Origin of the sequence: Chitinophaga sp., from assembly GCF_017745275.1 — a bacterium.
Lineage (GTDB): Bacteria > Bacteroidota > Bacteroidia > Chitinophagales > Chitinophagaceae > Chitinophaga.
Genome location: NZ_JAGHZS010000001.1, coordinates 1,344,894 through 1,359,256, shown reverse-complemented (window position 1 = coordinate 1,359,256; position 14,363 = coordinate 1,344,894). Strand labels below are relative to the sequence as shown.

Annotated in this window: 9 protein-coding genes; 6 read left to right on the top strand and 3 right to left on the bottom strand. The window is 46.5% G+C overall.

The features are described 5' to 3' along the window. The first annotated feature begins 46 nt into the window (after nucleotides 1–46). Nucleotides 47–805: an amidohydrolase family protein gene (locus J7623_RS05475; protein WP_291918148.1), complete on the top strand. Its 759-nt coding sequence runs from the start codon at nucleotides 47–49 to the stop codon at nucleotides 803–805. A 119-nt stretch (nucleotides 806–924) separates the two neighbouring features. Here J7623_RS05475 and J7623_RS05470 read toward each other — a convergent pair whose 3' ends face one another. Beyond that, nucleotides 925–2,505, bottom strand: a complete 1,581-nt coding sequence (locus tag J7623_RS05470) for an FMN-binding glutamate synthase family protein (RefSeq protein ID WP_291918144.1) — start codon at nucleotides 2,503–2,505, stop codon at nucleotides 925–927. Nucleotides 2,506–2,756: 251 nt separating this feature from the next. Between J7623_RS05470 and J7623_RS05465 the strand changes: the two genes are divergently transcribed. The 5 genes from J7623_RS05465 to J7623_RS05445 all read left to right on the top strand — a co-directional run bounded on the left by J7623_RS05465 (nucleotide 2,757) and on the right by J7623_RS05445 (nucleotide 10,917). After that, complete coding sequence (locus tag J7623_RS05465) at nucleotides 2,757–5,375, top strand: family 20 glycosylhydrolase (protein WP_291918141.1); 2,619 nt, start codon at nucleotides 2,757–2,759, stop codon at nucleotides 5,373–5,375. A 159-nt stretch (nucleotides 5,376–5,534) separates the two neighbouring features. Then, nucleotides 5,535–7,718 (top strand): DUF5916 domain-containing protein, encoded by a 2,184-nt coding sequence (locus J7623_RS05460; protein ID WP_291918138.1) that lies wholly within the window; start codon nucleotides 5,535–5,537, stop codon nucleotides 7,716–7,718. 195 nt (nucleotides 7,719–7,913) lie between these two features. Further along, nucleotides 7,914–9,281 carry a peroxiredoxin gene (locus J7623_RS05455; RefSeq protein ID WP_291918134.1) on the top strand — a complete coding sequence of 456 codons (1,368 nt, stop codon included), beginning with the start codon at nucleotides 7,914–7,916 and terminating at the stop codon, nucleotides 9,279–9,281. Between the two features lie 223 nt (nucleotides 9,282–9,504). Further along, entirely contained in the window at nucleotides 9,505–9,780 is a 276-nt protein-coding gene (locus J7623_RS05450; protein WP_133808462.1) for an HTH domain-containing protein, read from the top strand. A gap of 447 nt (nucleotides 9,781–10,227) precedes the next feature. After that, nucleotides 10,228–10,917 (top strand): LytTR family DNA-binding domain-containing protein, encoded by a 690-nt coding sequence (locus tag J7623_RS05445; protein WP_291918127.1) that lies wholly within the window; start codon nucleotides 10,228–10,230, stop codon nucleotides 10,915–10,917. A gap of 12 nt (nucleotides 10,918–10,929) precedes the next feature. Here J7623_RS05445 and J7623_RS05440 read toward each other — a convergent pair whose 3' ends face one another. Together J7623_RS05440 and J7623_RS05435 are read right to left on the bottom strand one after the other, a co-directional pair. Beyond that, nucleotides 10,930–11,619 carry an AcvB/VirJ family lysyl-phosphatidylglycerol hydrolase gene (locus tag J7623_RS05440; protein ID WP_291918125.1) on the bottom strand — a complete coding sequence of 230 codons (690 nt, stop codon included), beginning with the start codon at nucleotides 11,617–11,619 and terminating at the stop codon, nucleotides 10,930–10,932. Between the two features lie 123 nt (nucleotides 11,620–11,742). Continuing rightward, the gene (locus tag J7623_RS05435; RefSeq protein ID WP_291918123.1) at nucleotides 11,743–14,322 is read right to left on the bottom strand and encodes a phosphatidylglycerol lysyltransferase domain-containing protein; all 2,580 of its coding nucleotides are present in this window, start codon (nucleotides 14,320–14,322) and stop codon (nucleotides 11,743–11,745) included. Nucleotides 14,323–14,363 lie beyond the last annotated feature (41 nt).

Below are 14,363 nucleotides of genomic sequence, written 5' to 3'. Positions count from 1 at the left end.
CAGCTATTTTCAGTAGCTTGTGTACTGTAACAACAACGATGAGATTATGTTTGATAAGCCCGTATTTGATGCACACCTACATATTATTGATCACCGGTTCCCCTTGCAACCTAATGAGGGATTTTTACCGGCCGACTTTTCCGTAGCAGATTACCAGCAACAGGTGAAAACACTGAATGTACAAGGCGGAGCGGTGGTATCCGGTTCTTTCCAGGGATTTGATCAATCGTATTTGCTGGAAGCACTGAAACAATTAGGCCCCGCTTATGTGGGCGTTACACAGATCCCCGCCAGCACAACAGATGAAGAAATTATAGCCCTCCACGATGCCGGCGTACGCGCCGTGCGCTTTAATGTACAGCGTGGTGGCTCCGAAAGCGTAAAGCACCTGGAAACGCTCGGCTTACGTGTATATGACCTCGTAAAATGGCATGTGGAATTATATGTGGATTCCCGGCAGCTGCCAGGAATCTCCACCACTTTGCATAAACTCCCCGCTGTAGTCATCGACCACCTGGGACTGTCTAAAGCAGGATTCAAATATTTATTGCCGCTGGTAGAAAAAGGCGCGAGGGTAAAAGCAACGGGTTTCAGTCGCTGCGACTTTGATGTACTCACTGCCATGCGACAGATCAGCGCTATTAACGCCGGCGCATTATTGTTTGGTACTGATTTGCCATCTACCCGTGCACCACGCCCATTTGCGGCTTCAGACCTGCAACTGATCCTGGATAGTTTTCCTGCTGATATTGCAGCGAAGATATGCAGGGAAAATGCATTGGCGCTGTATAAGCCGAAAGCATAAGCGCCTAATAACAAGTTGAAAGCAAAAAGCCATTGAGGCGATTGATCTTCGCGAATATGAATCCGCTTCGATCAATCGCCTCAATGGCTTTTTGCTTTCAGCTTTATGCTTTCAGCTCTTTACCAGTTATCTATCCCCACTGTATCCATTTCTTTTTTCAGTTGTTCCGGCATCTGACCATTGAGCAAAGCGCCAGGTAGGGTACTGGGGTAAATGTCTTCAAAAGTTTTTACGGTATTCATAAATACACGGCGGAAAATATGCCGGCGGGTAATGTCGTGTGGTTTCTGTAAGCCTGCGGCACCAGCGAGTTCTATGGCGCTTTCTATCGTGTCGCGGTGATAATTGGCTACACGATGTTTTTTATCATCTACTACCAGACCTGCCGACAGCCATTTGTCTTGCGTAGCAACACCGGTAGGACATTTGTTGGTGTTACATACCAATGCCTGTATACAGCCCAGTGCCATCATCATGGCGCGTGCACTATTGCAGGTATCGGCGCCCAGCGCCATTGCCCGGAGTATATGATAGCCGGTGAGGATTTTGCCGGAAGCAATGAGCTTCATATGATGACGGATATTGAAACCAGTGAGGGTATCATGCACAAAGGAGAGTCCATCCATCAGTGGCATCCCCACGGAATTGGAGAATTCCGGTGGTGCGGCACCAGTACCGCCTTCTCCACCATCTACGGTGATAAAATCAGGGAAGATGTTCGTTTCTACCATCGCTTTACAAATGGCGTAAAATTCCCGTGGCTGGCCTATACATAGTTTGAAGCCTACGGGTTTGCCATTGCTGAGATCACGCAAACGCTGAATAAACAACATCATTTCCCGCGGACTACCAAACGCCTTATGATAAGGAGGAGAGAACACGGTAGTATGTGGTTTCACATGACGGATAGCTGCAATTTCCGGTGTGTTTTTAGCCGCCGGTAATATCCCCCCATGGCCAGGTTTAGCACCCTGTGAAATTTTCAGCTCTATCATTTTAATCTGTGGAAGAGCCGTTTTTTCTGCAAAAAGACTATCCGAGAAATTGCCATCTTCTGTGCGGCAACCAAAATAGCCGGTGCCTATTTGCCAGATAATATCACCGCCCTGCTTCAGGTGAAAATCACTGATACCGCCTTCACCGGTGTTATGGGCGAAGTTCCCGATTTTAGCACCACCATTTAAAGCCTGCACAGCGTTGGAACTCAGCGAACCGTAACTCATGGCGCTTACATTGAGAATGCTGGCAGAATAAGGCTGTTTACAGTCTTTCCCACCAAAAACTACCCGGGGATCCTTCTCCAGGTTATCAAAATTCTGCGGTTGAATGGAATGTGCCATCCACTCATAACCTTCTGCATACACGTTAAACTGGGTACCAAACGGCTGGGAGTCCAGCTCACGCTTGGCCCGCTGGTAAATGGTGGAGCGGTCTACCCGGTTAATCGGGCTGCCATCTATATCACTTTCTACAAAATACTGGTAAATTTTGGGGCGCAATGCTTCCATCCAGTAACGCGCACGGCCTACAATGGGGTAGTTGCGGATAATGGCGTGTTTCGTTTGTAACATATCCAGTATACCCATAATAACAATAGGTACTACCAGGATCAGCAGCCAATACACCCAGGGGAAAAATAAGCCGAGCACAATGATCGCTGCCAGGCTCACTACTGAAAATCCGATAAATGCTTTAACCATGGACTTTGATTTTTGTAATTTTTTGATGCTCCCTGTTAGGGGAGATAGTTGAATACTTCCTTACCTGTTTTTCTTCATTCCCATAAATCTACTTAACGCAGGTCAGATAAATTTGTTAAATATATCTGCGTCAAAACATTTTCTATCTCTCCGCTCATCCCAAAATTCAGCATATCAAATGAATCAACTGCTAGTTTTTAAATTTATTTATTATCTTTCAACCTAAGCCAATTCTTTAATTAATCCACAACATGAAAAGATACAACTATCTTGGTAAGCTGGTAGCAACTGGTTTGCTGTTATTCAATACCGTAGCAGGTGTGCAGGCCCAACAAACTCCCTACGACGTTGCCCGTTTGAAAACCAGTTGGGAAGTGGTAGAAAACCACTACCAGGGAAAGGACAACTTCCTGTCGGCCTTTACACTGGTGAATACTGCCAACAAGCCATTCCCTGCCAAAGGGTGGCAGCTATATTTCAACTTTATCAGAACAGTGGCTGCCACTGAATTACCCGGCCACGTGAAAGTAGAACACATCAACGGTGACCTGTACCGTTTTGTACCTGCTGAAGGCTTCAATGGTATTGCTCCCGGTGACTCACTGAAACTGGCGATTGCCGGTGACGCCTGGGCCGTAAACTTTACAGATGCACCTACCGGTTTATATATCGTTTGGGAAAACCAACCGGAGAAAGGACTGCTGATTAAAGATTATAGTATCCGACCTTCTACTACTGCCAAACAACTGATGCGTTATCCCGGCGACAAAACCGCCGTAGTAACCCCAACGGATATATTTAAACAGAATGCTGCTGTAAAAGATATACCAGCTTCGCAATTGCCACTGGTATTTCCTACACCGGTAACTTATAACGCTACCGGCAATAACCTGGTACTGAATGCATTGCCCATCATTACTGCCGATCCGCAGTTGTCTGCCAGCGCAGATGTGCTGAAAGAAGAACTGCAGGCGTTATTGGGTAAACGCGCTACTCCCGGCACGCTCTCCGCTACATTGACCTATGATGCTTCCGTTGCAGGTAAACACAACGAAGGATATAGCTTGAAAGTAAGCCCCCAGGGCATTGTTATTAAAGCAGGATCTGAAGCCGGCGCTTTCTATGCCATTCAATCACTGAAAACACTGATTGCACCTGCCGCCTGGTCTGCCGTACAGAAATCGGTTACCATCCCTGGTGTGGAAGTAACCGATGAACCGCGTTTTGGGTATCGTGCCTTCATGATCGATGTGGCACGCAACTTCCACAACAAGCGGGATATGTTGCGTATCCTTGATCTGATGGCGTTATATAAGCTGAATGTATTACACTTCCACTTCAGCGATGATGAAGGCTGGCGCGTGGAAATACCTTCTCTGCCTGAGTTGACACAAGTAGGTGCCAAACGCGGACATAGTACCACCTGGAGAGATATATTACCACCTTCTTATGGCTCCGGTCCCGATACCACCAACACCGCTGGTACCGGTCATTTCTCCCGCAACGACTTTATCGAAATATTACGCTATGCAACGGCAAGGCATATACGCGTACTGCCTGAAATTGAAAGTCCCGGTCACGCACGCGCTGCCGTTAAATCAATGGAATCCCGCTACTATCGGCTGAAAGCAGCCGGTAAAGAACAGGAAGCTACCGAATATTTACTGACCGATTTGCAGGATAAATCTGAATACCAATCCGTGCAAGCCTGGAGCGACAACGTGATGAATGTTGCTTTACCTTCTACTTATCGTTTCCTGGATAAAGTACTGGAAGAATTACAGGCCATGTATAAAGAAGCAGGCGCACCACTCACGCAGGTGCATATGGGTGGCGATGAAGTGCCTGGTGGCGTGTTTGAAAAATCACCTGCCTGCATTGCACTGATGCAGCAAGACAAATCCATTACCGGTGTGAATGATCTGTGGTACTATTACTACCGCAAAGTGAATGACTTGCTGAAAGCCCGCGGCCTCACCGTTGCAGGCTGGGAAGAAGCCGGTATGCGTAAAACGTCGCTGGCCGGAGAAGCACAGAGCATCCCGAATCCTGATTTCGTGAACGATAACTTCCAGTTGAATGTATGGAATAATGTGATCGGTGGCGGACAGGAAGACTTATCTTATCGCCTGGCCAACGCTGGTTACAAAGTAGTGTTGTCTGGTGTGAGCAACTTCTATTTCGATATGGCTTACATGAAATCTTTTGATGAACCAGGCTATTACTGGGGCGGTTTCGTAGATGTGGATAAGCCATTTTATTTCATTCCTTTCGACTACTACAAAAATCAAAAAGTGGATGGTAAAGGTAACCCGGTAACACAAGACATGTTTGTAGGAAAAGATCGGCTCACTGGTTTCGGTGCTTCCAATATTCCTGGTATACAAGGCTTGTTATGGAGCGAAACGGTGACCAGCTCTGACCGCATGGAATATATGATGTTACCGAAATTACTGGGCCTGTCGGAACGGGCGTGGGCACAGGATCCGGCGTGGGCTACCGAGAAGGATCCGGCCAAAGCAGAAGCATTGTATGCCCAGGCCTGGAGCGTATTCAGCAACGTAATGGGTAAACGTGAAATGCCCCGGCTGGATTACTACGGAGGTGGCTTTAACTGGCGTATTCCAACTGCTGGAGTAGCTGTGGAAAATGGTGTGTTTAACGCCAACGTGCAGATGCCCGGTTTACAGATCCGTTATACTACTAACGGTGAAGAACCTACGCTGAAAAGCCCGTTATACACTACACCGGTAGCCGCTGGTGGAAAAGTGGTGAAACTGAAAGTATTCAGTCCCCGCGGACGCAGCAGCAGAACCACTACCGTGAAGGTGCCGGTAGCGGATACACAAATGAAGAATAATAAACTTTAGAGCAGTTAGCTTTTAGCAAAAATGCAGCGGAGATATCTTCTTCGCTGCATTTTTGCTAAAAGCTAATGGCTAAAGGCTAGCGGCTATCTCCACTCATCCCTTTTTCCTTTCTCCCTTTTTTCATTTTTGTATTTTGTTTGCTAAACCCATAACAACCTGATGTTTCGTACAATTCCACTGATACTTTGTTGTAGCTTGTTAGGCATTTCCGTAGTAGCACAAAAGAAAAACGAATCCTATCAATTGCAGATGCGTAAAGCGATTTCGCCGGTAACGATAGATGGTGTGATCGATGAGGCTGCCTGGCAACAGGCGGATGTAACGACGCAATTTCACATGGTGTTGCCTATGGATACCAGTTTGGCGCGACTGCGTACAGATGTACGGATGACTTACGATGATAAAAATATTTACCTGTTGGTAGAGAATTATACCATGGGAGATGGGCCTTATATGGTGGAATCATTACGCAGGGATTTTGCTTTTTTAAAGAATGACAACTTCCTGTTGTTTATGGATCCTTTCGACGACCAGACTAATGGCTTTACCTTCGGCGCCAATGCCGCCGGTGCGCAGTGGGATGGGCTGATGTATGATGGAGGAAAAGTGGATCTGAGCTGGGATAATAAGTGGACTTCTGTAGTGAAAAATTATCCGGATAAATGGGTGTTCGAAGCATCGATTCCTTTTAAAACCATTCGTTATAAAAAAGGGATCACGAGGTGGGGGATTAACTTTAGCCGCAACGACCTGAAAACAACGGAGAAGTCGGCCTGGGCACCAGTACCACGGCAGTTTGCCACCGCCTCACTGGCCTATACGGGTAACCTGGTATGGGATGCCGCACCGCCGGAAGCCGGCGCCAATGTATCGTTGATCCCTTATTTACTGGGAGGCATTTCCAAAGACTATGAAAAGGGAACATCTGAAAAATGGCGCCGTGATGCCGGGCTGGATGCGAAAGTAGCGGTTACTTCCTCCCTGAACCTCGACTTAACCGTAAACCCTGATTTCTCGCAGGTAGACGTGGATAAGCAGGTGACAAACCTGGACAGGTTTGAATTATTTTATCCGGAGAAGCGGCAGTTCTTCCTGGAGAATGGCGACCAGATGTCTAATTTTGGTTATTCTACCATACGTCCTTTCTTTTCCCGCCGCATTGGTTTGGGAGGCGTACCTATTCGTTTTGGCGCCAGGCTGAGTGGAAAGATCAATAAGGACTGGCGCTTGGGGGTAATGAATATGCAAACGGGCAGACAGGAAGAAACAGGGCTACCCGCGCAGAACTTTACGGTAGCGGCTTTGCAGCGCCGTGTGTTTTCCCGCTCCAACCTTGGATTTATTTTTATCAATAAAGAATCGGTGAATTATGATCCGTCGAAAGTGACCGATCAGCCGGTATACAATAAGTATAACCGGAATATGGGGCTGGAGTATAACCTGGCTTCCTCCAATAACTTTTGGACCGGCAAAGCCATGTTCCTGAAATCGTATAGCCCTGGCAAAAGCGGGCACGACGTGGCCCACGCCGCCAACCTGCAATACACCAGCAAGGAATGGAATATTAGCTGGCAGCACGAGTATGTAGGAAAAAATTATAATGCAGAAGTAGGATATGTACCCCGGCAGGGCTATGTGAAAATAGTGCCGCAGATCACTCACTTGTTTTTCCCTTTATCCGGAAAGGTGCTGAGTCATGGACCACAGGTTACAAGTACCTGGTTTTTTGATGAAAAGGACCTGCATCGTACAGACAATGAAACGATCCTGAACTATGGAATTGTATTCCGTAAGCGGAATACACTGAATGTATGGGCCTCCAACACCTACATTCAGTTATTACAACCTTTTGATCCTACCAATACCCGCAAGGATAGCCTGCTCACCGGCTCTCAGCATAACTGGAATACCGTGGGAGTGGATTATGTATCCAAGCCGCAGTCGTTGTTTACCTATGCGTTATCGGCTCGTTATGGTGGTTATTACGCCGACGGAACCCGGCTGATGACAAATACAGAGCTGGGATACCGTTTCCAGCCTTATGTGAGCATTGCGCTGAGTGCTAACTATAACTATATCAACCTGCCAAAGCCATGGGGTACTAATTCGTTTTGGCTGGTGGGGCCCCGCCTGGATGTCACCATGACCAATACCCTGTTTTTTACCGGGTTTATGCAGTACAACGGGCAGCAGAAGAACATGAACCTGAATACCCGCTTTCAATGGCGTTACAGGCCCGCTTCTGACCTTTTTATTGTGTATACGGACAATTACCTCCCGGAGCCATTTTACGTAAAAAACAGGGCGCTGGTGCTCAAACTGGTGTATTGGTTTAACATTTAGTGCGGACACCGTATTAACTGTTTAGAATCTATTAACACTTCAGTCTTTTATTCCCCTTAACATTGCTGCACAGAGTTGGTGTATGAGACGACTATACCCGTCGATATATACATCATGTTTTCATTTACTATCGTTGTGAATCATATCTCCCTATGGTGTTTACCATGGGGATTTTACCATTTTAAAATCCTTTTTATGCATTTTTTTATACCAGGGCAGCTACTGCGTATATGCTGCGTATTTATAGGGCTGGCAGGATCTGCAGCCGCACAGTCGCCCACTGTGATTGCAGGCAAGGTGGTGGACCGGCCGGTGCGTAATGTATCGTTATCCTGGTGGTACGACCCGGGTGTTTCCCTTGCATTTACGCAGGATACCTTATTAAAGAAAGATTCTTTTTATTTCCGTTTGCCGCTGTCTGTTGGCAGGCAGGTGTTTTTTTATGCAGATGCCGGTAGCGGATACCAGTTCTATGGCCTGATCCGGGAAGGTGATAGTATACATATCACCATGCAGGGTGACAGTATGGTATTTACCGGCAGGGGAGCGGTAGTGAACCGGGGGGTGTATAAAGCAAGACGGGAACAGGCACAGATCCCGCTACCGCTGCAAGCTACCGCAACGGCGCTGGCAACGGTGTACCGGCAGCAGTTGCAGGCAGGTGACCGGGTATTGGCAGCCTACCGCGATAGTATACCCGCAGTTACCTGGGCGTTGGCGCAGGCGCACGTACAGGGAGAAGTAGCCGCCAAACTGGTGAGTACTTTATGGAAGTTACCCCCATCGCCGGATAGTACACTGGAAGAACGGCAGGTACGGTTTTATCAGCAGGATATTCTACCGGCATTGCCATCGGTTACCCAGTTGGATACAACGGCCATGTCTATACGTTATTTAAGTTACCTGCTGCAAAAAGCAGAAGCTGATTATTTTATACAACACCGGTATGAATGTAATAACCGGGCCATCTATGAATGGATTAAAATGCATTACAGTGGCCGGTTTCGGGATAAGCTGCTGGCACATGCACTCACGCTCGGTTTTGCGGCAGGTAATCAACAGGAAGAGCAGGAGTGGTGTGTGAAAGATTACCTGTCCATTGCACAGGATGATGCCTGCAGGCAGGCCATAGGAAAGCTTTACGGGCGATCAAGGAAAGGCATCAGCAAGGGTAGCATTGCGCCGCCGTTTAGTTTCCCTGATCAGCAGGGAAAGATGATAAGCCTGCAGCAATTCAGCGGAAAGGTAGTGCTGTTGCACTTTTACAATGGTAGTGATTCATTGGAAAAGATATTATCAGAGATGAAAAACTGCTTCACAGAAGGTACTGTTTCATTTGTGAATATATGCTGTAATGGAGCCACCATAAAGGAATTGCCGGGGTGGTTACTCTCTCTGGATGCACAACATCAGGAGGTATTAACGCAGTATAATATCAGTAGGTATCCTGCATTAATTGTAGTAGGAAAGAATGGAAAAATATATGCTACCAGGCCGCCGGATCCCGCTATGGACTACGGAACGGCGCTTACCAACATTATCTATGACGCATTATTGCAGTGAGTAATTTTTTGGGGTCTAACGCCAATAAAACAATGTGGGAAACGTTTAATAAAATGTCCGCAGATAGATCGCATCAGCGCCATTGCCATGCAGCCGGATTTTGAAAAACCCGTTTAAACCAGACTCTTAATATTTACATTTAAATATATATATGAGAATGCTGGTTTAATCAAGACACATTCCGTAAATTCAGTAAATAACCGTTAAGACCCCTCTATGCCACATGCCAAAGCGTTATTTTGACAGACTACAGACCATTGATTACCTCATCAGGATCAAAGGGACCGGTAAGCCCGCTCAGTTAGCCAAGCGGCTTCGTATTTCCGAAAGAACACTCTATGAATTCCTCAAAATGATGAAGGAGTTAGGTGCTCCCATTGAGTACGACCGGTACAAAGAAAGTTACTACTACTCTGAAAAAGGTGGATTTAATGTCAGGTTCTCGAAAAATCTGATCACCGTGAGTACGATGTTACTTTTATTCCTGCACATCTGGTAAACATGGTCCGCGCACCGGCCAGTTAACCGGCCTTCCCGTTAGCTCCCCTGCGCCCACGACACGCCCGCCTTCGGGCCTTAGATCTGTTCATACAGTTGCTGAGACAACTGCGAAAAGATCTTTTATGTAAGCCTCCCTGAAGTGGTGGACAGGAAAGTTATTGCCCCTTGCGACAATCACTTTAACTGTCCACCTTCTTTTTCCATAATACTTAACATTGGATTAACGGTTCCCTCCTGAAATAAATCCAATTTTATCGGAAAGTATTGTCAGCTTTTGATAAAGTATTATGCGAACCATATTTCTTTTTTCATAACGCGGTTTAGATTAGATTTTAGATAATACGCGGGTCTCTATTCAGTCACCTGCTTTAACTTTAATCTTCTGTGCCCGCGGGCAACTGACTGGAGAGTATTTTCGTAGCCGTAATGAATCAAAATCAGCGCTATGGTACTAAACTGTATTATTTTAGGCAATGACCCGGAAGGATTCGGGGAGCTGGAGACTTTTTTGTCTGCAATCCCATACGTTTACTTCGCAGGACGTTACCAAACTATGAAGGAAGCCCGCATATGGCTGGATGCCCAGGTGATAGACGTGCTGCTGGTTGGATGCTACGACGATCCACTTCCACCTCCGCCTGGCCAACAGGATGTATTACCGGTAATGGTCATGACCTACTCCGACCCGCCAGGCAGCTTTGATTACCTGCCGGTAGAACTCTTGCAATTGCCCCTTACTCAAACAGCATTGACCGAAGTATTTACCAAAATATATAACCTCATAGACATGGAAGGAATAGCCCGCCCCTCAAAGTATGCAGCTGAGTATTTTGTGCTTAAAACAGCACATCGCCTCGAAAAAGTATTTTACAAGGACCTGCAGTACATAGAAGTCATGGATGACCATATTACCCTGCACCTGGAAGATCAAAAGCTGGTGACCACGGAAACGCTGGACTGGATCATATCCCAGTTGCCCGCCAATGCATTTATGCGGGTACATCGCTGGTTTGTAATAAGTCTCCGGCATATTACAGAACTAAACCACGACCATGTAATGATAGGCGCCGCGCGGATTTCGCTGACCAGCAGCATCCGGAATGAATTGGAAAAGCGGTATAAACTACCGATGTAAGCAGATAAAAAATCAGGGATGTAAAGCGGTCAGTATTTTCCCCGCTACGCCATTGGCATCTTCGTCATAAGCATGCCCGCCCGGAAGTATCAGCTTCTGGTAAGGAATACTCAGCGCAGAAAAATTAAACTCCTTTTCTTCTGCCCCAAAAACCAATAACAAGGGTTTTCCGGAAATTTTGTTCATTTCCGCAATGACACTCATGCCCTTATTGTTGGATTTCCCCAGCATATCAGATACATGTACTTCCAGGTCGGTGGTTAAAGAAGGAGACAGCAACACCATATGCTTTACCTCCGCCGCCACTTCTACCGGCAAGCTGGTGTAAATAAAAGGCATAACATCTGCCCCTAATGAATAACCAATCAACACAACACCGTTATTGCTGGACCATTGCGATTGGTAACTTTTAATCAGGGCGGCAACATCTTTGCCGGCCTGCTGCGGCGTTTTCTTATTCCAGAAATACTTCAGGGCATTTAACGCCACCACCGGATAATTTTTCTGATGGAAAGACTCTATCACATTGGCGGAAAATTTTTTCATACCCCCATCTCCGGTGATATAGAGGATCAGGGGAGCAGTAGTAACTGCTGCGGGGGCTTTGGTTACCACCGGCAGATTACTGATGTTTTGTGCAGGCGCCTGCGTTGCCGCCAACAATAATACCCCGATGAACAACTTCCTTGTCTTTGATAACATTCCTGATAATATCATATGGTCTTCTGCTTGCAATGGTGAATGAGGACGGGTAGAGCCCCCACTGCTAAATTAGCACATGCTGATGAAACAATATCCCTCCGGCAATTGTTCGTTCGCAAATGGTTACGGTTGCATTACCTTACTCAGTGCAGAAGGCAGTTGTATCAGGTCGAAATCGTGTTCGTATACCAGGTATTTGTTGGTCCACTCCGTTGCATATTTTTCTTTGAATTCCCGTAAACCCTGGTAATGACGGAAGAAACGCAATTTTTCATAGGCATACTTTACCATTTTTTCTGCAGTGTTTTCGGGTTGAATAATGCCCGACATCGGCACCATACCAAGGTTCAGGAATTGCAATTCCTTTTGCTGTGCATCCTGGATTAAAGCAATGATCAGCGCATCCATTACACCACCCGGTGCATCAGAACGCTTGCGGATCAGGTCATAAGTACACTCTCCCGGCGCATAGTCAGGGATGATATTCAGGAAAGCCACTACCAGGCCTTCACTATTTGTTACAGTAATCACATCCTGCTCGCGGATACTATCTGCATCAAAAAGGCCCTGTGAAAAAGTAAGTTCTTTCACCTCGTATTGTTGCAGCCATTCATCACTCACCTGCTTCAAGGTTTGTAACATCGCCGGTGTTTGCGGCGCCGCATGGAAGGTAGTTACATAGCCTTTGTTGGCTAAACTGTTCAACCCGTTACGGAGCGATTTTTTATCTTTCCCACTCAGGGTAAAATTGCGTATATCCATGATCGCTTCCTGGCCTATCAGCATCTTTTTCTTTTTAAGATGACTGAAATAATAGGTACTGTCTTCATCTACACGATAAAACGCAGGACGCAATCCCATCTTCTTACATTGTTGTTCAAATTCCAGTAACACATTCAGTTTGTTACTTTCACTGCATACCGGTTCTTCTAACACAATGGCAAAGCTGCCAGCTACCCGGTAAGCAATAAACCCTTCGTACTGATCAGATACAAACAGCAACTTATCCTGCCCTATTTTAAAATAATCCATCGGGGAATCACCATACTGGCTCAGGTAAAAGCGTGCTTTTTCAAGACTGGTATTCGTTTGCTGCGTGATATGAAGGTAAGGACGGATAATGGTGTAGAAGAGGAAAGCCCAGGCACTCACACCCAATACCCGGATGGCCGACATAAACTCTTTCCCAAAGCGGGTCACTGGTTTTAATCCATCATCTTCCAACAACATAAAACAGTGAAAAGCATGGCGGATAGATTGTTGCCATGTAAAGTCAATACCAAAATGACGCACATTCAGGAAGTAAAATCCAATGGTACCAAAAACCAGCACCAGGAAGAAGGTGGCCAAAGCCGTTACCACGCCGATATTCACCAGTTGTGGATTACTTTTTACCCGGTAATGCCGCGAAGTGATCAATAATATAACGCTGGTAACCAGCGCCAGGGAAGCTTCTTCATAATCCAGCGCTTTCCCGATATGCCCAAATACCGATAGCACAGATACTGCCAGCGCTACAATCCACGCGCTGCGCAGGCCGCGGAACAGGAAAGTGGCCGTTACCAATAATACCAGTCCCAGGAATACCACCAGTAAGTTGGTGGCATGTATAGAAGTGCCGGGAATATATGCACGCAGTAAATGCATACGATTGGCCAGCGGTGGCGTGAGCACTGAAAAGATATTGACCATACCCAGCAGGAAAATCAGGATAGGGGGTAATAACCGCAGTACCAGCTCTTTGCCTTTTAATGCAAAGGCAAACATACCTGCTATCAACGGCAGCCAGAATTCAAATAAACGGAACAACAACGTGATTTCCAGTGCCTGTAAAGTGGTGAATCCATAGTTACTAAGCAGGTATGCCAGCGATAATTCAATAGCACCCAGTCCACGTAAAAAAGGGGAAATAATCAGGAAGATGGTAGCCACAATATAGCCTACACAAGCCGCTTCCAGCGACGGGGTAACGCCCACGGCCAGCATACTCAGGTATAAATGTGCCACGCCCGCCACTTCAATCAGCACAGAAGCTAATACGGTATTCATAAATGCAGGCACCGATAACTGGAAGGTGAAAATTTCATCTACCTGTTGTGCTGCGCCCGGAAAATATTTTACCAGTAATTGATAGGCTTTGCCCTTGGATTGCATAGAACGCACCAGCAGCACCACTCCCAGCAGCAGAACACAGATAGCCACCAGTCCCCATATCGCATCACGCATAGAACCGTTATGTAACATCGAGTAAGCTACTACGGGAATGCCTACCAGGAAAACTGACAGGATGCCTACGAAGCCGTAAATGCCGGAAGCCTGATGTATCTGTTGTTTGTGCAAGCCGGTGCGACGCAAACTCTGCGGGAGGTAAGCCAGGGAACTGATACCTCCCGCGGGCAGAAATACGGATAACAGGTTGCGTTTCAGGAAAAGCTCTGTACTCTTTATGAGATCCAGCCGCGCTCCAACCGCACGGAAGCTGAATACATACATTGCTGCCTGTAGTAAAATATATACCCCGGTAATGATCACCCCGGTGGTCACCCAATTGATGTTGGCCCGTTTGATGGCAGGCACTAAAGCATATAATTCATGACGTTGTGAACGGAAAAAGTAGATGGCCAGTAAGATAAATAACACCGCCAGCAGCTCTTTTAAATGGAGCTTGCGCAGAAATGCTGCAGTAAAAAATTTCTTTCCCAAAGGTTTGTAGGTTTCGTGAAATTGTTGTTCGCTATAGCGGA

Coding starts and splice junctions, on each gene's coding strand:
- J7623_RS05450 (WP_133808462.1), top strand. CDS start 9,505: ATGCCAAAGCGTTATTTTGACAGACTACAGACCATTGATTACCTCATC.
- J7623_RS05440 (WP_291918125.1), bottom strand. CDS start 11,619: ATGTTATCAAAGACAAGGAAGTTGTTCATCGGGGTATTATTGTTGGCG.
- J7623_RS05455 (WP_291918134.1), top strand. CDS start 7,914: ATGCATTTTTTTATACCAGGGCAGCTACTGCGTATATGCTGCGTATTT.
- J7623_RS05445 (WP_291918127.1), top strand. CDS start 10,228: ATGGTACTAAACTGTATTATTTTAGGCAATGACCCGGAAGGATTCGGG.
- J7623_RS05465 (WP_291918141.1), top strand. CDS start 2,757: ATGAAAAGATACAACTATCTTGGTAAGCTGGTAGCAACTGGTTTGCTG.
- J7623_RS05460 (WP_291918138.1), top strand. CDS start 5,535: ATGTTTCGTACAATTCCACTGATACTTTGTTGTAGCTTGTTAGGCATT.
- J7623_RS05475 (WP_291918148.1), top strand. CDS start 47: ATGTTTGATAAGCCCGTATTTGATGCACACCTACATATTATTGATCAC.
- J7623_RS05470 (WP_291918144.1), bottom strand. CDS start 2,505: ATGGTTAAAGCATTTATCGGATTTTCAGTAGTGAGCCTGGCAGCGATC.